20 protein-coding genes are annotated in these 18,412 nt (G+C 53.9%); 11 read left to right on the plus strand and 9 right to left on the minus strand.

Translation table 11 applies throughout. From position 1 onward, the window contains the following. The first annotated feature begins 10 nt into the window (after positions 1–10). Positions 11–373, plus strand: a complete 363-nt coding sequence (locus MXMO3_RS14405) for a DUF6713 family protein (RefSeq protein WP_117396320.1) — start codon at positions 11–13, stop codon at positions 371–373. On the opposite strand, the gene MXMO3_RS14410 is transcribed toward MXMO3_RS14405, so the two are convergent. Together MXMO3_RS14410 and MXMO3_RS14415 are read right to left on the minus strand one after the other, a co-directional pair. Continuing rightward, a complete protein-coding gene (locus MXMO3_RS14410; RefSeq protein WP_117396321.1) occupies positions 352–702 on the minus strand; it encodes an antibiotic biosynthesis monooxygenase family protein in 351 nt (116 codons plus the stop codon). The two genes, MXMO3_RS14405 and MXMO3_RS14410, sit on opposite strands and share 22 nt — an antisense overlap. Beyond that, positions 699–1,016: an NIPSNAP family protein gene (locus tag MXMO3_RS14415; RefSeq protein ID WP_117396322.1), complete on the minus strand. Its 318-nt coding sequence runs from the start codon at positions 1,014–1,016 to the stop codon at positions 699–701. The genes MXMO3_RS14410 and MXMO3_RS14415 overlap by 4 nt, the downstream gene beginning before the upstream one ends. 74 nt (positions 1,017–1,090) lie before the next feature. Here MXMO3_RS14415 and MXMO3_RS14420 point away from each other — a divergent pair, with 74 nt between their 5' ends. Beyond that, a complete protein-coding gene (locus tag MXMO3_RS14420) occupies positions 1,091–1,777 on the plus strand; it encodes an ArsR/SmtB family transcription factor (RefSeq protein WP_117396848.1) in 687 nt (228 codons plus the stop codon). Here MXMO3_RS14420 and MXMO3_RS14425 read toward each other — a convergent pair. Both MXMO3_RS14425 and MXMO3_RS14430 read right to left on the minus strand, forming a co-directional pair. After that, positions 1,774–2,433 (minus strand): response regulator, encoded by a 660-nt coding sequence (locus tag MXMO3_RS14425; RefSeq protein WP_027833760.1) that lies wholly within the window; start codon positions 2,431–2,433, stop codon positions 1,774–1,776. The genes MXMO3_RS14420 and MXMO3_RS14425 overlap by 4 nt on opposite strands. 112 nt (positions 2,434–2,545) lie before the next feature. Continuing rightward, positions 2,546–2,977, minus strand: a complete 432-nt coding sequence (locus tag MXMO3_RS14430; protein ID WP_036220877.1) for a MerR family transcriptional regulator — start codon at positions 2,975–2,977, stop codon at positions 2,546–2,548. Between the two features lie 268 nt (positions 2,978–3,245). Here MXMO3_RS14430 and MXMO3_RS14435 point away from each other — a divergent pair, with 268 nt between their 5' ends. The 5 genes from MXMO3_RS14435 to MXMO3_RS14455 all read left to right on the plus strand — a co-directional run bounded on the left by MXMO3_RS14435 (position 3,246) and on the right by MXMO3_RS14455 (position 9,785). Then, complete coding sequence (locus tag MXMO3_RS14435; RefSeq protein ID WP_117396323.1) at positions 3,246–7,052, plus strand: SEL1-like repeat protein; 3,807 nt, start codon at positions 3,246–3,248, stop codon at positions 7,050–7,052. Between the two features lie 139 nt (positions 7,053–7,191). Next, positions 7,192–8,127, plus strand: coding sequence for a sulfite exporter TauE/SafE family protein (locus MXMO3_RS14440; RefSeq protein WP_117396324.1), 936 nt, complete (start codon positions 7,192–7,194; stop codon positions 8,125–8,127). Further along, positions 8,127–8,885 carry a TIGR02186 family protein gene (locus tag MXMO3_RS14445; protein WP_027833763.1) on the plus strand — a complete coding sequence of 253 codons (759 nt, stop codon included), beginning with the start codon at positions 8,127–8,129 and terminating at the stop codon, positions 8,883–8,885. Before MXMO3_RS14440 ends, MXMO3_RS14445 begins: the two co-directional genes overlap by 1 nt. 1 nt (position 8,886) lies before the next feature. Next, a complete protein-coding gene (locus MXMO3_RS14450; protein ID WP_117396325.1) occupies positions 8,887–9,345 on the plus strand; it encodes a DUF3429 domain-containing protein in 459 nt (152 codons plus the stop codon). Between the two features lie 26 nt (positions 9,346–9,371). Further along, on the plus strand, positions 9,372–9,785 hold the full coding sequence (locus tag MXMO3_RS14455; protein ID WP_245985851.1) for a GNAT family N-acetyltransferase: 414 nt from the start codon (positions 9,372–9,374) through the stop codon (positions 9,783–9,785). A 3-nt stretch (positions 9,786–9,788) separates the two neighbouring features. Here the strand turns inward: MXMO3_RS14455 and pdeM are convergent, their stop codons facing one another. From pdeM to MXMO3_RS14470, 3 genes are read right to left on the minus strand one after another with little or no spacing between them, the layout of a single operon-like run. Next, entirely contained in the window at positions 9,789–10,490 is a 702-nt protein-coding gene (gene pdeM, locus MXMO3_RS14460; RefSeq protein WP_117396326.1) for a ligase-associated DNA damage response endonuclease PdeM, read from the minus strand. Continuing rightward, positions 10,487–10,939, minus strand: a complete 453-nt coding sequence (locus tag MXMO3_RS14465) for a GNAT family N-acetyltransferase (protein WP_117396327.1) — start codon at positions 10,937–10,939, stop codon at positions 10,487–10,489. The genes pdeM and MXMO3_RS14465 overlap by 4 nt, the downstream gene beginning before the upstream one ends. Continuing rightward, complete coding sequence (locus MXMO3_RS14470) at positions 10,936–13,407, minus strand: ligase-associated DNA damage response DEXH box helicase (RefSeq protein ID WP_117396850.1); 2,472 nt, start codon at positions 13,405–13,407, stop codon at positions 10,936–10,938. Before MXMO3_RS14470 ends, MXMO3_RS14465 begins: the two co-directional genes overlap by 4 nt. 134 nt (positions 13,408–13,541) lie before the next feature. On the opposite strand from MXMO3_RS14470, the gene MXMO3_RS14475 reads away from it, so the two are divergent. The 3 genes from MXMO3_RS14475 (at position 13,542) to MXMO3_RS14485 (ending at position 16,090) form a co-directional block, all read left to right on the plus strand. Further along, positions 13,542–13,829, plus strand: coding sequence for a DUF6460 domain-containing protein (locus MXMO3_RS14475; protein WP_036220886.1), 288 nt, complete (start codon positions 13,542–13,544; stop codon positions 13,827–13,829). A gap of 92 nt (positions 13,830–13,921) precedes the next feature. Then, positions 13,922–14,695: an SDR family NAD(P)-dependent oxidoreductase gene (locus MXMO3_RS14480; RefSeq protein WP_117396328.1), complete on the plus strand. Its 774-nt coding sequence runs from the start codon at positions 13,922–13,924 to the stop codon at positions 14,693–14,695. Positions 14,696–14,722: 27 nt separating this feature from the next. Next, a complete protein-coding gene (locus tag MXMO3_RS14485) occupies positions 14,723–16,090 on the plus strand; it encodes an MATE family efflux transporter (protein WP_117396329.1) in 1,368 nt (455 codons plus the stop codon). Here the strand turns inward: MXMO3_RS14485 and MXMO3_RS14490 are convergent. After that, positions 16,087–17,199 (minus strand): quinone-dependent dihydroorotate dehydrogenase, encoded by a 1,113-nt coding sequence (locus MXMO3_RS14490; RefSeq protein WP_117396330.1) that lies wholly within the window; start codon positions 17,197–17,199, stop codon positions 16,087–16,089. The genes MXMO3_RS14485 and MXMO3_RS14490 overlap by 4 nt on opposite strands. After that, complete coding sequence (locus MXMO3_RS14495) at positions 17,200–17,541, minus strand: DUF952 domain-containing protein (protein WP_027833768.1); 342 nt, start codon at positions 17,539–17,541, stop codon at positions 17,200–17,202. Between the two features lie 170 nt (positions 17,542–17,711). On the opposite strand from MXMO3_RS14495, the gene MXMO3_RS14500 reads away from it, so the two are divergent. Then, positions 17,712–18,347 (plus strand): S24 family peptidase, encoded by a 636-nt coding sequence (locus tag MXMO3_RS14500; RefSeq protein ID WP_027833769.1) that lies wholly within the window; start codon positions 17,712–17,714, stop codon positions 18,345–18,347. The last annotated feature ends 65 nt before the right edge of the window (positions 18,348–18,412 follow it).

Below are 18,412 nucleotides of genomic sequence, written 5' to 3' on the forward strand. Positions count from 1 at the left end.
AGAAAATTGCATGGCAAATTGGATTTTTCTGACCTGTTATGCCCTGATCATTGGTCACGAATTGGATGCCATCCACCAGAAGGAATGGCGCATTTTTCCCGGCACAAATTTGCTGCCCGACCAGCTTGGCTTTCAGGTTTTTAACGCCCTGCATGTACCACTCTTCATCCTATTGAATTGGTTGTTTTTTCTCAGCACCCCAGCCGTCATGACCGCAGCGAAATTCTGGTTCGCCCTCTTCGCCATTGCGCATATCGGCGCCCATTGGCTCTATCGAAATCACAAAGAATATCGGTTTAACAACCCACTCTCCAAATTTCTGATCTGGGCGCCGGGGGTGTTTGGCGCGCTTTATTTGGCCATAACGTTCTGAGCGTTGCTGAGGGGCGCTTGCGTCCGATCCGTCATGCTGTAATCGCGGATCACTTCAGCAACACGAATGCGATAGTGCGCAAACACGGTTTGACGGCCTTCGGTTTGCGCCTTGCGATGGTTCATGTGGGTTCTCCAATTTGCAGCCGCTGTCTCGTCCCGGAAGAAGGAAAGGGATAGAAACTTGCCTTTCTCGCTTACACTCTCAAATCGTTCAACGCCGATAAAGCCGTCAATTTTGACCAGTTCAGATTTCAGTTCCGCCGCAATCTCGAAATAGCGGGCGCCCTGGCCTGCTTTAGGTTGCACTTCAAAGATCACAGCAATCATTTTGGAAAGTTCTCCGATGCCAATTTCAAAAAGGTCCGGTCCTCTTTCAGAATGAACCTTTCCTGTTTTGCGAATTGATAGTTCTCTTGCCCCAAAGGATCAGCCGCAAGGCGCGCGCGATATTGCTCGTAGGCAGCCAAACTTTCGATAGAATAGACGCCATAGGCGAGTGCGGAAGACCCTTCGTGCGGGGAAAAATACCCAATTAAGTCTGCACCGCAGCGGGGAATTGCTTGGCCCCAATTGCGCGCATATTGCTCGAATTGTGCCTTTTTGGTGGGGTCGATTTGGTACTGAATAAAACAGGTAATCATTGTCGCTCTCCTTCACGTTGGTTTTGCACTCCTACACGATTGAACAGCATCAATGCTTCGGCTATGGTCGAACTATCAAAGACGGACCTGACATATCAAGAATTGGCCAACTGATTGGCGACCCGGCGCGTTCAAATATCTTGTCGGCGCTGATGAGCGGCAAGGCGTTGACCGCCACCGAGTTGGCTCAAGAAGCGGGCGTGACCCTGCAAACAACAAGCAGCCATTTGGCGAAGCTGGTCGAGGGTGGTTTGCTGCGCGTGCGCAAACAGGGGCGCCACCGTTATTATTCGCTACGTGACGACAATGTCGCCAAGGTGCTTGAAAGCCTGATGCATTTGGCAGCGACGAAGGGACATTTGCGCACACGGACCGGCCCGCGTGACCCTGCCCTTCGCCATGCACGCATGTGCTACGACCATCTGGCGGGCGACATGGGCATCCAACTCTATAATGCGATGATCATGAATGGGTTTTTGCTGGAAAATGGCGAAACATTGGATGTGACGGAAGCTGGCGCGCATTTTCTGAGCCAATTTGGCATCGATCTCGACGCGCTTCGATCAGAGCGTCGTGCTTTGTGCCGCCAATGCCTAGACTGGAGCGCACGCAAAAATCATTTGGCGGGCGCATTGGGCAAAGCCCTGCTCGACCAAGTTTACGCACGCAAATGGGCAAAGCGCGAACCAAATTCTCGGGTGGTGACCTTTAGTCAGCAAGGTGCGCAAAGCTTTTTGGCCCTGTTGGGCAGCAAAAGCTAAGCCCCCGCAACCGCCTCGATTTGTCCTTGCTCGAGCTTGGAAGCAACGATCACGGCTTGAGTGCGGCTGTCGACATTCAGCTTTTGCAAAATGGCGGAGACGTGTGCCTTCACGGTCGCTTCGGAAACACTCAACTCATAAGCGATTTGCTTGTTCATCAACCCGTCTGAGAGCATCATAAGCACGCGCACTTGTTGCGGCGTCAGGGTTGAAAGTCGCTTGGTGTATTCAGCAATTTCGGCTTGCGCATCATCAAAGGTAAAGCCGTCTGGCACCCAGATACCGCCATCCAAAACCGTTTTCATGGAAGATTGAATCGCGTCCGCGTTGGTGGATTTAGGCAAAAAGCCGGAGGCGCCTAAATCAATAGAACGGGACATGGTTTGCTGATCATCGCTGGCCGAAACAATCATAATCGGAATGTCTGGATATTGCGCCCTCACCAGCAGCAGGCCAGAGAAGCCGCGCACGCCAGGCATCGCCAAATCCAAAAGCACCAAATCGCAATCGCGATCTTTATCTAAAAGGCTGGTGAGCGATTCAATATCGCCAGCTTCGTCAATTTGGGCATCGCCAAAATGGGTTTCAATGGTTTGCCGCAACGCCGCGCGAAAGAGCGGGTGATCGTCAGCGATTATGATGCGCGTTTGTGCCATTTACTTGTCCGGTTGGTCCCGATTAATTTGGTTTAGCCGACATTTTAGCCGCAAACAAGTCGCCTTTTAGCTGCTGTGTCATTGAACTGTTATTAAACGCCAACCACAACATCTAATCATCGCTCAGTCCGGCATCGACCATGCCGGCGATGATTTGCTCTACGCGCTCCAACTCCGCCAAGCTCATTTCAATCGATTCACGGCGCTGCTTGAGCAATAATCGTTGCGATCTAATTTTCGTCAACGCCTCGCGCATTTGCCGTTCATTGCCATCGCGCAATTCATAACTTTCCAAAAAGTCTTGAATCTCGCGGATGGTCATGCCGATCTGCTTGCCGTTCAGGATGAGGCGCAATTTGGTTCGGTCTTTTTTTGAGTATAGCCGTTTTTGGCCCATCCGCTTCGGTTTGAGCATGCCCTTATCTTCATAAAAGCGCAGGGCCCGATGGGTGATGCCAAAAAAATCTGCCAGATCGCCGATGGTATAAACATAACCGGCGAGGTTTTGCGTGTTGGAGTGTTCTTCGCGCGATGTGGTCGACATTTTTGGGCCTATTACTTCAAATCCTAGCGTCAAATCTTGCCAAGTTTGGATGCATTTTCCTTTATGGCATGACGGTAAAGTCTTAACAAACACTTGTTGTGTCTGTGGCCAAAAGCCAGAAAAATCTACCAAAAATCAGTGAATTTTCCCAATTTGCGGCCAAATTTGGCACAAATTAACAGCTTCTTTACCAAGGATGTTAAAAGGTAAGGCCGTTCGAGAACTCAAACATGCGTGTTGATTTGCCTGCACGCGATATGGATAGAAGATGCCAAACCGTCGGTTCCCTACGCAAAAACAACCCACCTACTCATCCACCCCCACTGGGACGAATGAGTGGGATGCCCTTAAAGGTGAGTTGGAAGGATTGCTGGATCAGGTGCATGGCCAAATCGCCGAGTTCGAACATCAGCAGCACAATGATACCCGTGAATATCAAGAGCCTGTGCGCAGATATGGCACAGACAATGGTGCGCAGCATTTTATGCAGCAGCACGAAACGCCTGCTGAACAGGATCAGGGATTTGATACACGGCGGCAGGACGCCCTACGGCAGGTTCAATCCGCAGTTGCGCGGATGGGGCGCAAGCAGCATTCGCCGCGGACTTCCATGCGGCAGGATGAAAATGACCCTGTTGGGTCACGTCTGGATCGTGCTGTGGCACAAATCCGTGCACGGCAGGGCCAAATTCGCCCAGACGCACCGCGGCAGGACAATGCGCCTTCAATGACTGGCCGGGCGCCGCAGCCCTCAACCTCTAACGAACCGCCCGCCTATGTGCGCGAGATCATGCAGGGTATGGAAGGGTTGCATCGTAGCGTGCGCGACCTAGCCACTCAGAACCTGCAAAAAAATCCTGAACAGTTCAGCGCCAATTTCGCCCAAATTGAGCGTCGCATCAGTGACCTTGGTGAAATGATGGGTCGCCATAGCGATCCGGCGTTGGATGATATGGGCCAGCGGCTTGATCAATTGATGAAATCAACCGAGCGGTTGGCAGAAATCCAAATCAAGCAGATGGCGCAGCTCGAAGAATTTCGCGAAGCCAGCCAAACACCCGATTTGAATTTGGATGGTTTGGAAAATGGTATCCATAATCTTTATGAACGGTTGGACGCGCTAGAGCGCACCGCCACAGCGCCTTCCAAAGAACTGGACACCATTGCCCGTTCGGTTGCAGGCATCGCCAGCGCGGTTGGCCATCTACAAGAAGAATCTATGGCGCACAAACTGCCCGAGATTTACGCCCAATTGCAGGACATTGGCGATCGCATTTCAACGTTGGACGATCAGCATTCCACGCGCGTCTCCGACCATATTCGCCGCGAAATGCAAGGCGTACGGTCTGAAGTGACAGGCGCATTTGAGCCGCGCTTTGACAATATCGAAGCCCGCCTGGAGGGCCTTCAAGAAAATTTGGCGCACGGATCAACAGACGGCGACCAACCAGACTTGAGCGAGCTGCACGCCATCGAACAGCGTTTGAACGATGCCATTTCCAGCCTTGATGCTGTTGGTGCGGGCGGCGGTTCATCTGCGCAGAACAATGAAGATGTGTTGGGCGCGCTTACTGCCATGGAAGATCGGCTGAACGCCGCAATTGAATCCATTGATCAAGTGCAAAATGATCGCGCGGCGCCGCAGGACAATCTTTTCCAAAGCCTAAAAGGCATGGAAGATCGCATCGTTGATGCGATCAAAACATTGCGCCACGCCAGCGAGCAACCAGCGACATTTGAAGCCTCGGCACTTGATTTGGCCGGACTAAAAGCCATTGAATCGCGGTTGAGCACGCAATTAGAAATGCTTGATGCGCGCCTCGAGGCGACACCTGCACCGGCGATGGCCGCTCCATATGCGCCGCAAACGACACCATCTGGTGCCCCAAACGATCATTTCGCTGCCTGGGAAAATGATAAGAATGACGAGCGCCGGGCAGAATCACCGCCGTCTACTGTGGCAATGCCCACTGAAGATCTGGCCAGCAACGAAGCGCCATCGTTTGAAGAAGCCATTGGCTTTGATGATGAGGCGGAAGATGCAACGACACCATCTATTGGCCTGGGCTTTTCTGATCTGGAGGCCGATAGCTCGGCATCTCATGAGTTAGCAGCTGCAGAGCCTGAAGCCGCTTCGGAAATGCCTGCCACGCCTGAAGCACCCGATTTTGCAGCACCTGAAATGGACGTGGCGGCCTCTCCTGACCAAGAAGAAGTGCCACAGCCGCGCTCTTCTTTCGAAGCCGAAGGATCAGGCTTTGGGGACGGTCCCCGCTCGCTCAGCGATCTTGAGGCACCATCTAGCGCAGCGTTGGCGGCCGCGCCAGCCCCGAGTGTGGATGAAGCTACCCCCGCACCTGCGCGCGACGAATTCGAAGCACCGCGGCCGGGACAAGCGCAAGACGAAACTGTACATCATGCGCGCCAGAGCTTTATTGCCGCGGCACGCAGTGCAGCCGTTGCGAAAAACGATATGCCTGAACAAACCACTAGCTTGCTGGGTCGCGCATTTGCCCGCATCAAGGCAGGCAAAGACGAAACGTCAGACCAAACAGTGGGTGACGCATCAGCAGAAAATGCGCCAAAGGCTGAGCGCCTCGACGCAGGTGAAAATCATCTCCATGCCGCAAGTGCAAACCTTGAAGGCGATGTCGCTGAGATGGAAGTTGCCGCCGAGCAGCGCCGCAAGCGCTTCATGATGCCGTTCAGCAACAAGCAAAAGGACGAAGCTCCAGAGGTTGAGCAGGTAGAACGTCCCAAAAGCGCATTTGATGATGAGCACAAGATTTCACTCGACGGGCATACGGATCACCGCGACGCCTATGACCCGACTGCCGAAAATGATGAAGACGAGGTCAAAGAGAGCTTCTTAAGCCGTCATCGGCAGCCGATCCTGTTGGGCGCCTCCATCATCGCCATTATTGCGATGACTGTAAATCTGATCAATCAGAATGCCGCTGAAGATGGCGCTCAAAACGCAGGCGATGCGCCCGCCGTTACAGCACCGGCTGAAGCGGACACCTCTTCACTTGATGATTTGCCAAATCCACGGCAAATCGACATGTCACAGACACCCACGGTTGAAGTTGGCCAACTTTCGCCGCTGACCGACCAGAATGCCTTGGCAGATCAAGATGTTGGGCTGGTGGCACCCCAGTCAGACGCTGTAGATCAGGGTTTGACAACAGCATCTATTTCGCCTGAACCCACAAAATCTTCACTCGAAGAAATGGCGACTGACATTGGCCCAGAAGGTTTGCGCATTGCCGCAGCTGGCGGCGATGTGCGGGCGCAATTCGAGATGGGCGCGATTTTGATGGAGGGTCAGGCTGTACCAAAAGACTCCCAAGCCGCATCAATGTGGTTTGAACAAGCCGCCGCTGCAGGATATGCGCCAGCGCAATACCGTTTGGCCGCAGCATTTGAGCATGGAATCGGGGTCAAGCAGGATATCGACCAGGCCAAAGAATGGTATAAGCGGGCGGCCGAAAACGGCAACCGCATGGCCATGCACAATTTGGCGGCGCTATTTGCTTCTGCCGATGAAGAGCAACAAGACTTTAAAAAAGCCAGCGTGTGGTTCCAACGCGCTGCGGATCAAGGCGTTGTCGACAGCCAGTTTAATCTGGGCATGTTGTTTGCCCGCGGCCTTGGGGTTGAGCAGGATTTAGGTCAGTCTTATTTCTGGTTTGCGCTTGCGGCCATGCAAGGCGACCAAGACGCAACTGGCGCACGTGATGATGTGGCGCGGTCGATCGACGCGACAGAAATGCAGAATTTGAAAAATCAAATTGCGAATTGGCAGCCAGAAGAAATTGCCCTGGGGGCAAATTATGCACCGATTGGCACATGGGACCCTGAGTTTAATCCCGGCCCCTCAATTGACAAAAAAGAAGTGGTTCTTGGCGTACAGACTGCTTTGGCGAAACTTGGCTTCACCGTTGGCAAACCAGACGGCGTGATGGGCCCGAAAACCCAAGACGCAATCCGCGGCTTTGAGCGGGCGCTGGGCATGAACGAAGTTGGAGAAATTAACCCCCGTCTGATGGCCATTTTGAGCAGTCAGCCGCTATAATTTTGCGCAATTCGACCTGCGATTAGAAAATTCGAACCAAATCTTGGTTCATATCAATTGACAGCCTGTGACGGTGCGGCCTACACCGGGCTTAGTTAATGGCCCTCGCGGGCGTCGAATTTTTTAGGATCGCGGTCACGTGCAGCTCTATTTGCCCATAGCTGAACTCTCGCTCAACCTGTTTATGCTGGTTGGCCTTGGGGGCGCTGTGGGCTTTTTATCGGGCCTATTTGGCGTTGGTGGTGGTTTTTTGCTCACCCCGATGCTGATTTTTTCTGGCATCCCGGCCCCGGTTGCTGTTGCCTCGGTCACGGGGCAAGTTGTGGCGGCCTCCACATCAGGTGCTCTCTCTTACTGGCGACGTGGCGGCATTGATCTCAAGCTCGCGCTATTTTTGATTGTTTCGGGTGTGTGTGGTGCCTTTTTGGGCGTGTGGACCTTTGGTCAATTGCGCAGCGCTGGCCAATTGGACCTTGTTATCTCTTTGGGATATCTGGTGTTTTTGGGGTCAATCGGCACATTGATGCTGATTGAGGCGGCGCGTTCGATCATCAAGCATCGGCAGCAAGGCAATGCTCCCCCAACAAAATTGCCCGGTAAGCATAATTGGATTCACGGCCTACCCATGCGGGTGCGCTTCAAACGGTCCAATCTCTATGTTTCGATTTTTCCCGTTATTCTGATTGGCGCCAGCATCGGCTTTTTGGGGTCATTGCTCGGCATTGGCGGCGGGTTTATTCTGGTGCCTGCCTTGATCTATTTGTTGCGGGTTCCCGGCTCTATCGTGATCGGCACGTCGCTATTGCAGGTTTTGGCCATTATGGCTGCAACAACTATTTTGCATGCCATCAACTCTCAAACCGTTGATATTGTGCTGGCCTTCACCTTGATGACCGGCTCCGTGATTGGTGCCCAATTTGGCGTCTCCGCGGGCCAATATTTGCGCGGCGACCAGTTGCGGGCGCTTTTGGCGCTCATCGTGTTGGCGGTGGCGGTGCGGTTTGCACTTTCGCTTTTGCTCACCCCAAGCGATCCGTTCTCCGTCGCTATCCTCACAAATCTGGGGGGCGGTTGATGCGGTATTTATTGGCAGTTTTGCTCTTGCTGTTTGCCACGGGCACGGCCTCGGCACAACGGCTGGTGATGTCCACATCCGAACCGGTGGTCTCCATCAGCTCCAACTTTGCGGGCGACACGATCACCATTTTCGGCACGATTGAACCTGAACTGGGGCGCAATCCGGATCAAGTCACCAACAATTATAATGTCGTGATTTCCATTAAGGGACCCGCGGGCACCTATGTGGCGCGCAAGAAGACCCGGCAATTCGGCATTTGGCTGAACGGTGAACAGGAAGCCTTTGAAGGTTTCCCATCTTACTTTTCGCTCGTGTCGAGCGCGCCCATGGACAAGATCGCCGAACCGCAGGTTCTCAGTGTTTCAGGGCTTGCATTTGACAGCACACCCCATATTCGACCCGTGCGCCGCACGCAAAATACGGACATGTTTGCGCAAGAGCTGATCCGGTTGATGAAAAAACGCGGGCTGTATTCGTTAGATGAGCATGGCGTGCAATTCCTGTCAGATACGTTTTTCTCCGCCCGGATCGCCCTGCCGGCGCACGTGCCCAATGGCAGTTATTTGGCCAACACTTATGTGTTTCAGGATGGCAAGTTGATCGACAATGCGCCGCAACGCTTCATGGTGCGCACCGTGGGCTTTGAACGGTTTGTTGCGAATTCTGCCAAAGATTATTCTTTGCTTTATGGCGTGGTTTGCGTCATCCTAGCCATATTCACAGGTTGGCTGTCCGGGGTTGTATTTAGGAGATAATATGTCTCTTCCCATTTTCTGGTCGCGCACTGTTTCTTTAGCCGCTTTGGCGGGATGGGTGCCATTCGCTACAGGTTTTGTGCTGGTTCTATTTCCCGGCCTTTCACCGGTTGATCCGGTTATTTTTGAGCGGGCGCTATTGGGCTATGGCGCGTTGATCCTGTCCTTCTTGGGCGGCGTGCGCTGGGGCATTCGGCTGCAAGGCGGTGCCGGCAGTGACCTCACCTATATCGTGGGCATATTTGGCTCAGTCGCCGGGTTTATCACTCTCTTGCTGCCACTCACCATTGGTTTGATCATATTAATTGCAGGCTTTGGCATACACGGCCTATGGGATGTATGGTCAGGCATACGCGGGCGCGTGCCGCCAGCCTATGCGCGTTTACGCCTTGTGATGACGTGGCTGGTATGCGCCACGCTGCTGCTGATTTTGATCGCTCGCTTCCTTGTCAACCTATGATGGGCTGCGAGGTCAGATTGGCGACCGTGCGCGATGCGATCGCGCTCAAAGATATTTACACCCATCTCAACCCTGACGACCCTGCCGTAAGCGATCATCAATTTGAACAGGATTTGGATGCCCTGCTGGCTGATCCAAACCGGATGATCATTGTGGCGGAACTGGACGGCATCATCGTGTCCAGTTGCACTCTGTTTATTCTGCCCAATCTCACCCGCGGCAATCGCCCAATGGCGTTGATTGAGAATGTGGTCACCCACAAACAATATCGCCGCATGGGGTTTGGCAAGCGGGTCATGCTCAACGCCATGGACCGGGCGCAGCAAGCGGGCTGTTATAAGGTCATGCTGCTCACGGGCAGCAAAACACAAGGCACACTTGATTTTTATAAAGAAGTTGGGCTGGTGCAGGACAAAACAGGGTATCACAAGCGGTTTTAGGCTTTAGCCATTCACCAGATATTTGGTGGCCACCGGATAGATCTGATCACGTCCAATGGCGAAAACACGCATATTTTCTTTGTTCATGACAGGCCGAAAGGCAGGTTTCAGCACATTGAGATTGCCCGTCGACACGCCATAGGACGGCATGATCAGGCGATCATGATCGAACACAAAGCAAGGCCGTTTGGTGGAGCGACCATTGATGCGGATACGGGCGCCGGGGTGCAGATGCCCCGCAATTTGCGGCGCGATGTTGGCATCTGGTTCATGGGAGAGCATCAGCCCATCCATCGACAATTCATCGCAGCAATGTCCACCCAGATCATGGGCGCTGGGGTCGTGATTGCCCGCAATCCAAACCCAGTCATAGTGCGCCACAAATTCCGCAATCAACGCCCGATCATGGATTTGCAGCGTGGTGGTGCCTTCATCCCGGTGAAAACTATCCCCCAATGAAAACACGCGCGTGGCGCCCGTTTCGCTCAGATCGCGTTCCAATTTCGCCAAGGTGGCTTTGGTGTCATAAGGCGGAAAGAACTGGCGTGACTTGGCAAAAGACGACATTTTTTCAAGATGCAGATCCGCCACCAAAAGCGCATTCTGCGCAGGCCAAAACAGCGCCCCGGAAAGCAGCGGCACAAATGTTTGTGCGGCAAATATAAGCTCAAGCGGCGATTGGGGTTGGGCTTGCGCTACGCTCATTTCAGCGCCATCCGATATTGCACCACGCGGTCCACTTCTTCAAAGCCAACGGCTTCATGAGCTTTGTGCCCGTCCAGGTTCGACAATTCGGCGTCAGATGCTAAATGCGGATAGTTCTTTGACTTGGCCCAAGTAATGGCTGCATCCACCAACGCCTGGCCAACACCCATCCCACGTGCCTTTTCGCCCACAAACCAGCCTTCCATATAGGCGACGGGGCCATCATAGCAGCCATCGGCGTAAGTCCGCTCGCTGATTTCCAGAAAGGCCGCGACCTCTCCGTCGACCACGCCGACAAATACAATTTTGAGGGTCAGATGGTCGCCAGCCATGAATGCGGCTGTGTCTTCTTTCGCCTCCGCAAAGGTGATCCTAAATAGGTCAGCCCGCATTTGCGCCCATGCATCTTCTTCATCTGGTCGCATTTCACGAATTTCAAATTTGCTCATTCGCCTGCTGCCTCACGCATCAATTCTTCCGCAGCCTCCACCAACACGCTTTCACGCCCTTCGCCAAAAATCGGTTCTTTGCCAATTTCCAGCATCACGGGCACGGCCAATGGAGAGATTCGGTCCAAGTTTTGATGTATAATATGCCGTTTGATCCGCTTTAAACAATGGCCCAGCCGTTCAATATCCAGCAGACCGCGCGCGGCATCGCGCCGCGTGGCCTGCATTAAAATATGGTCTGGTTCGTGCTCGTAAAGCACATTGTAAATCAGGTCAGACGACATGGTCATTTGCCGTCCGGTCTTTTCCTTGCCCGGATGGCGGCGTTCTATCAGCCCGGAAATGATGGCGCAGTTGCGGAACGTGCGCCGCATCAGGCTGGATTCGTCCAGCCAATCTTCCAAATCGTCGCCCAACATATCTTCGGAGAAAAGCTCATCAAGGCTAAGCCGACCGGATTTGAACATTTGCCCGACATCGAGCGCGCACCAAATGGCTAGCGCATATTCCGAAGCGACAAAGCCCAGCGGTTTCGCCCGGTCGCGTTCCAACCGCCGTGTCAGCAACATACCTAAGGTTTGGTGCGCCAGTCGTCCTTCAAAAGGGTAGCAAACGATGAAATATTTATCGGCTTTGGGAAAGGTCTCCACCAGCAGGCTTTCCTTGCCCGGCAGTTTTGAAACATCGCGCTGCAGGCTCAGCCATTCGCGTACCTGGTCGGGCAGTTTTTTCCAGCTTGTGGGGTCTGCCAGCGTGCCGCGCACCCGTTCGGCCAAATAGGTCGACAGCGGAAACTTGCCGCCCATATAGGACGGGATTTTGGGATTGTTGTGATAGGAGCGCGAAACATAGGCTTCATTGTCGCGAATGGCCTCAAAGGCCACGATTTCGCCGCCAAACAGAAATGTATCGCCAGGCATAAGCTGGCTGAGGAAGTATTCCTCCATTTCACCCAACATGCGCCCGCCGCGGCCGATTGGCCCGGTTGTGGCGCCGCGCTTGTGGGCCTTGGAGCGCACCAGCCGCACTTTCAACATTGGCTCTTCGACAATCGTGCCGACATTCAATCGATATTGCTGCGCGATTTTGGGGTGTGAAATCCGCCAGGTGCCATCCGCGGTTTTGCGCAACCGCGCATAGCGCTCATAGGCCTTGAGGGCATAGCCGCCCGTCGCCACAAACTCGAGCACCCGATCAAACAATTCGCGGGTGAGGTCGCGATAGGGCCAAGCGCGGATGGTTTCGTCAAACTGCGCGTCAGCGTCCAATGGTGCACTGCATGCCATGCCTAGAACATGTTGCGCCAGCACATCCAAGCCGCCCGGCTGCGGATCTTCGCTGTCCTGCGCACCCTCTTCCGCAGCTTCCACGGCGGCTTCACATTCCAGCACTTCAAACCGATTGGCAGGCACCAGAATAGCGCGCGACGGTTCATCCAAACGGTGGTTGGCGCGGCCGATCCGCTGGAGCAAACGGGACGAGCCTTTGGGCGCACCGATTTGCATCACCAGATCAACGTCGCCCCAGTCGATGCCGAGATCAAGGGTGGAGGTACACACCACTGCCCGCAACTTGCCCGCAACCATCGCCGCCTCCACCTTGCGGCGCTGTTCGACATCGAGCGAGCCATGGTGCAAGGCGATTGGCAGCGAGTCTTCGTTCAACTCCCAAAGCGATTGAAACAGCATTTCCGCCTGTGATCTTGTGTTCACAAACAGCAGGCTGGTGCCATTTTGCTGAATAATGTCGAGCAATTCCGGCACCGCATATTGTGCCGAATGCCCCGCCCATGGCACGCGATCATCGCTGGCCAGAATCGAGAGTTCAGGGCTTGCGCCGCCCGTTTGGCTGACCATCGCCACGTCGCGCGCCGGGCACGGCGCAGCGATCCAATCGCGCAAGATTTCCGGGTGCGCCACTGTGGCCGACAGGGCCGAAACCTTTAACTCGGGACACAAGGTGCCCAACCTTGCCAGCCCCAGCGACAGCAAATCGCCGCGCTTAGAGAGGGCCAAGGCGTGCAACTCATCCAGCACCACGCGCCGCAGCGTGCCAAACAGTTTTGGCGCTTCGGCATGCGACAGCATCAGCGCCAATTGCTCCGGTGTGGTCATCAAAATAGAAGGCGGGTCAAACCTCTGCCGCTGACGTCGTGATGAGGGCGTATCGCCGGTGCGGGTTTCCACCCGCACATCCAAGCCCATTTCTTCAATCGGGTTGACCAGGTTGCGCGCCACATCCACGGCCAAGGCTTTGAGTGGCGAGATATAGAGCGTGTGCAGCCCTTCATGCGGGGCGTTGGCCAATTCGCATATGCTGGGCAAAAAACCAGAAAGGGTTTTGCCCGCGCCCGTTGGCGCAATCAGCAAGGCGGATTTGCCTGCCCGGTCCGCCTCAAGCATATCCAACTGGTGGGGTCGGGGTGTCCAATGACGCGCCAAAAACCAGTCCCGCACCACCGCGGGCATGCCCCAGCTTTGCGAGAACAAATCAGGGCTGGGCTGAAAAGAATCAGAATGATTTCTTGTTGTTTTCGTCATCGTGCTTATATTTCACAAATGAGACGCCATCACGCCAGCTTAAATTCGATAAAGAGGCTAAAATGAGAGAAGATGACCGCACATATGACGTTGACGACCGAAAAGGTCGCGGCGAATCCAACGGCAAACAGTTTTTCAAACTGGTCCTCGCCTCACTTTTGGTCGGCTTTATCATGTATCAATCTGGGCTGACCCCGGGCGATATCTTTGGCGGGTTTGGCCGTTGGGTTGGCTCAATCTTTTCAGATTTCGGCTCCACCATTGGCACTGTGGCCGTTTGGTTTGCTTATGGCGCCGCCGTGGTTTTCCCACTTTGGATTCTTATTCGCATCCTGAAATCATTTAAATAACGCCCGACGCGATATTCGAGTTTCGTGGCTTTACAGCCATTTTCCAAGCCTGCTAGAAAAGTGGTCCCACCACTTTTCTGGAGTCGTTTATCATGGCGCACCAAGATTTTTCTGCTGCTAAAACCATCTTTATCACCGGCGCAACGTCAGGCTTTGGCGCGGCAACTGCACGCATGTTTGCGCAAAATGGTTGGAAAGTCGTGGGCACGGGTCGGCGTGAAGAGCGTTTGAAGGAGCTGCAAGCCGAGTTCCTAGAGGGACAAATTCACGTTGTGCCAATGGATTTGACCGACGAATCCTCCATCAAAGCCGCCATTGATGCCCTGCCCGAGAGCCACAGCACCATCGATTGCTTGTTCAATAATGGCGGGTTAGCGCTTGGGGTTGATCCGGTGCCAAATGTGTCGCGCGAGCAATGGCGCACCATGGTCGATACCAACATTATGGGCGTTCTGGATGTCACGCTGAATTTGCTGCCGCATTTGAAGCGCGCAGGCAAAGGCGCAAGCATCGTCAATGTTGGGTCTATCGCGGCGCGGTTCGCCTATCCGGGTGGCAATGTTTATGGCGCCACCAAGGCCTTCACCAGGCAGTTTTCTTATAATCTACGTGCTGATTTGGCGGGCGGTGATATTCGCGTCACAAGCCTTGAGCCCGGCATGGCCAAATCCGAGTTTACTTTGGTGCGCACGGGCAGCGAAGAAGCAAACGAAAAGCTTTATGAAGATGTGTTGCCGTTGGTGCCGCAGGATATTGCCGAGATCGTATGGTTTTTGGCCACCCGCCCTGCCCATGTGAACATCAATTGTGTGGAAGTGATGCCCGTTGCGCAAACACCAAGCGCGCCCACCATCACACGCGGCTAATCGCGCGCCCCTTTAAGGTCCACATTGATGACAGCGAAGACTTACCCCTTTGACGTGCGGCACAAGGATGTGTGGTACATCGCCCTGCCGACTGCGCTTGCCTTTGTCACCGAGCCGTTGCTCGGCATTGCCGACACAACCATTGTGGGGCGGTTGGGCGAAGTTGACCTGTTGGGCGGCCTGTTGTTGGGCGGGCTGGTGTTCGACTTCATGTTCGCCTTTTTCTACTTTTTGCGCATGTCGGTTACAGGGCTGACCGCGCAGGCGTTTGGTGCACGAGATCAGGCCAAGCAAACCGCGCAATTGGCGCGCGGCTTGGCCATCGGTTTGTTCGCCGGGCTGCTGATCATTTTGCTGGGTGGGCCGCTGGCAAATTTTGCCAAAGTCGTTTACGGCGCCAGCGATGCGGTCAATGCCGCCTTCGACCAATATTTCTATATCCGGCTTTTGGCTGCACCTTTCGCCTTGATGAACTTTGTGCTGGCCGGTTGGTTTTTGGGCCGCGGCCAATCCATCACCGCCTTGATGCTGCAAGCCGGGTTGAACCTCACCAATATTATCCTGTCCTATGTGCTCGTATTTGAGTTCGATATGGGCATTGCCGGGGTGGCCTGGGGCACAGTGATCGCCACAGGCATCTTCATGGTGATCGGTTTGTTTGGCGCTGTGCAAGCGCTTGGTGGCTTTTCCCAATTGGCGCGGCGATTGCACGAAGCCAATTTGTTCGACAAAGCCGAGATTAAAAAGATGCTTTCGCTGAGCAGCAATATTTTGCTGCGCTCGGTTTTGATCAATGCCGTCTTTTCCTTCTTTGCTCGCGAAGGGGCGCAAGCGGGCGATGTTATCCTCGCCACCAACGGCATTTTGCTGCATTTTTTGATGATCGCATCGTTCTTTTTGGACGGGCTAGCCGCGGCCTCGGAACAATTATGCGGTAAGGCCATTGGCGCGCGATGGAAGCCTGCCTTTTTCAGCGCGATCAAACTGTCCTCCCTTTGGGGCTTCATTCTTTCGGGCTGTCTTTCGGTGATTTTTATCCTGACGGGGCCGATGATCATTGATTTTATGACCACGAGCGACGTGGTGCGCCAAACTGCACGCGACTTTTTGTGGTTGGCGGCTCTTGCGCCTGTCTTTGGCGTATTGGCCTTTGTGTTGGATGGGGTGTTTGCAGGCGCGGCCATGGGCTCGGACATGCGCAATGGCATGTTTTTATCAGCCATCGCGTTTCTGGCCATCTGGGCCATCGCCGTGCCGTTGTTTAGCATCTATGGATTGTGGTTGGCGTTGCATGGCTTCTTTATTGCCCGCAGCGCGATCTTTTTGTGGTTGTTGCTGCGACGCGTGCCCTCACTCTTTGAAGAAGGCACGCCAGAAAACGCTGCGGCGGGCTAAATTTCTAGCTTGCCGCTGGCCCAGTCGTCGGTTTTATTGCCTGAGATTTCCGACACGCTCTTATAAGAGTGGCGCATCATTTCGCTCACCAAACCCTTTTTGATGCTGGTCATCAATTCCATGCCGCCAAATACGAGCGCGGAATATAGTTGCACAGCATCGGCACCGGCTTCGATTTTGGCCAAAGCAGATTCCGCAGAATAAATGCCGCCCACGCCGATGATCGGCATGTCTTTGCCCACACGTTGGCGCATTTGGGCCAAACGTTGGGTGGAGAAGTTGAACAACGGACGGCCGCTTAGCCCCCCTGCTTCGTCAGCATTTTCAGCCCCTTCCACCAGATCACGCCGGATGGTGGTGTTGGATATGATCAAACCATCCAGATCAAGCGTTTCGATGACGGCGGTGATTTCGTCCATCTCCGTTTCGTTCAAATCCGGTGCAAGTTTCAAAAAGACAGGTACCCGCACTGATGCCCGGCTGCGTTCGGCCAGCACTTCGGTCAAAAGCCGCTTTAGTGCCTCTTTGCTTTGCAAGTTGCGCAAGCCCGGTGTGTTCGGTGACGAAATATTGGCGGTCAGATAATCGGCGATTGGGGCAAAGCGTTTCACGCCTTCCACATAGTCAGCGACAAAATCTTCGCTATCTTTGTTCGCGCCCACATTAATGCCGATGGTGGTGCCTGGCTGCTTGTTGCGGGTCAGGCGTTCAAACGCAGCTTCATGGCCTTCATTGTTAAAGCCCATGCGGTTGATCACGCCCATATGTTCGGGCAAGCGGAACAAACGCGGCTTGGGGTTTCCCTCCTGCGCGCGCGGGGTAATGGTGCCCACTTCCACAAAACCGAAGCCAATCTGCATCAGCTGGTTTGGCACTTCAGCATTTTTATCAAACCCGGCAGCCATGCCCACAGGGTTTTTAAGCTCAAGCCCGGCGATGCTGGTGGTCAAACAAGCCGGATCTACATCCTCTTGCTCTGGCACGGCACCCAGCTTCAACGCACTGATCGTTGTGCGATGCGCCTGTTCGGGGTCCATCTTCAGCAAAGCGTCCCGCGTTAGATTTTGAACCAGCGGGTTATTCAGAAATTTGGAAATGTAGGATTTCATTTATCGTATGTCATCGGGCAGGATAAACTGACCGTTCTCATCTGTTTCAAGGTCATGCGCTTTGATCACATGCGCCATATTCAGGTCGGAATAGAGATGAGGAAACAGATCCCCGCCCCGTGAAGGCTCCCACTTCAAATGGTTCTCCACCCGCTCTGCATCAACATAAAGGAGCACAAGCTCTGCCTGCCCTGAAAAATGTTTTTCCAAGGTTTCCCGCAATTGCGCAGCAGTGGAGAAATGCATATAGCCATCATCACGATCAATCGGCATGCCATAGTAGTGGCCCTCGGCTTTTGCCGCCTGATAGTCAGCATTTGGGCAGACTTTATAAATGATCATGAGTGTTAAACGCTAAATTGTTTAATTCAACAAAGGCTTAGTCCTTTCAGACAGAAAGTGCAAGCTCGCTAAATCGTTTTTGCTTTACAAATTTACCAAGAATAGTTACCAAGATATAGGATTTTAATCCGCTTTTGCGAAACTATTCCTGTAAACGACAGGGTCCAACCATGATTTCTCACCGCAATATTTGGAATGCGATTGACGCTTTGGCAGAGCGCAAGGGGCTCTCAGTGTCCGCGCTCGCACGCCTGGCGGGGCTGGATCCGACCAGTTTCAACCCATCGAAGCGCACCAGCAAAGATGGCCGCGAGCGGTGGCCCTCCACGGAGAGCTTGGCCAAGATTCTTGATGCCACCAACGAAGATATGGATGGCTTTCTAATCGGCGGCGGCGTCTACACCCAGCCTGATATTCATGAACACCCTATTCCACTCCTCGGCTTTGCGCAGGCAGGCGCTGGTGGATTTTTTGACAGTGGCGGCTTTCCCGTTGGCCAAGGGTGGGATGAGGTGCATTTCCCTGTTGGCCCGGATGCAAACGCTTATGCGTTGGAGGTGAGCGGCGACAGCATGTTGCCGCTATACCGCGATGGTGACGTGATTATTGTATCCCCCACCGAGCAGGTGCGCCGCGGCGACCGCGTGGTGGTGCGTACGCAGGATGGGGAAGTGATGGCAAAAATCTTGCATCGGCAAACCGCCAATCAGGTGGAGCTGCACTCGATCAATCCAGAACATGAACCGCGCATCATCAAGACGATAGATTTGGATTGGATCGCCCGTATTTTGTGGGCGAGTCAGTAGTTTTCCCTGACCGTTGAGCGATAAAAGGCATCCCCCTCCCCAAAATGGAGAGGGGTTAGCGTAGG

It is taken from the genome of Maritalea myrionectae (assembly GCF_003433515.1).
Taxonomy (GTDB): domain Bacteria; phylum Pseudomonadota; class Alphaproteobacteria; order Rhizobiales; family Devosiaceae; genus Maritalea; species Maritalea myrionectae.

Coding starts and splice junctions, on each gene's coding strand:
- MXMO3_RS14405 (WP_117396320.1), top strand. CDS start 11: ATGGCAAATTGGATTTTTCTGACCTGTTATGCCCTGATCATTGGTCAC.
- MXMO3_RS14410 (WP_117396321.1), bottom strand. CDS start 702: ATGATTGCTGTGATCTTTGAAGTGCAACCTAAAGCAGGCCAGGGCGCC.
- MXMO3_RS14415 (WP_117396322.1), bottom strand. CDS start 1,016: ATGATTACCTGTTTTATTCAGTACCAAATCGACCCCACCAAAAAGGCA.
- MXMO3_RS14425 (WP_027833760.1), bottom strand. CDS start 2,433: ATGGCACAAACGCGCATCATAATCGCTGACGATCACCCGCTCTTTCGC.
- MXMO3_RS14430 (WP_036220877.1), bottom strand. CDS start 2,977: ATGTCGACCACATCGCGCGAAGAACACTCCAACACGCAAAACCTCGCC.
- MXMO3_RS14435 (WP_117396323.1), top strand. CDS start 3,246: ATGCCAAACCGTCGGTTCCCTACGCAAAAACAACCCACCTACTCATCC.
- MXMO3_RS14445 (WP_027833763.1), top strand. CDS start 8,127: ATGCGGTATTTATTGGCAGTTTTGCTCTTGCTGTTTGCCACGGGCACG.
- MXMO3_RS14450 (WP_117396325.1), top strand. CDS start 8,887: ATGTCTCTTCCCATTTTCTGGTCGCGCACTGTTTCTTTAGCCGCTTTG.
- pdeM (WP_117396326.1), bottom strand. CDS start 10,490: ATGAGCGTAGCGCAAGCCCAACCCCAATCGCCGCTTGAGCTTATATTT.
- MXMO3_RS14465 (WP_117396327.1), bottom strand. CDS start 10,939: ATGAGCAAATTTGAAATTCGTGAAATGCGACCAGATGAAGAAGATGCA.
- MXMO3_RS14470 (WP_117396850.1), bottom strand. CDS start 13,407: ATGCCCGCGGTGGTGCGGGACTGGTTTTTGGCGCGTCATTGGACACCC.
- MXMO3_RS14475 (WP_036220886.1), top strand. CDS start 13,542: ATGAGAGAAGATGACCGCACATATGACGTTGACGACCGAAAAGGTCGC.
- MXMO3_RS14480 (WP_117396328.1), top strand. CDS start 13,922: ATGGCGCACCAAGATTTTTCTGCTGCTAAAACCATCTTTATCACCGGC.
- MXMO3_RS14485 (WP_117396329.1), top strand. CDS start 14,723: ATGACAGCGAAGACTTACCCCTTTGACGTGCGGCACAAGGATGTGTGG.
- MXMO3_RS14490 (WP_117396330.1), bottom strand. CDS start 17,199: ATGAAATCCTACATTTCCAAATTTCTGAATAACCCGCTGGTTCAAAAT.
- MXMO3_RS14495 (WP_027833768.1), bottom strand. CDS start 17,541: ATGATCATTTATAAAGTCTGCCCAAATGCTGACTATCAGGCGGCAAAA.
- MXMO3_RS14500 (WP_027833769.1), top strand. CDS start 17,712: ATGATTTCTCACCGCAATATTTGGAATGCGATTGACGCTTTGGCAGAG.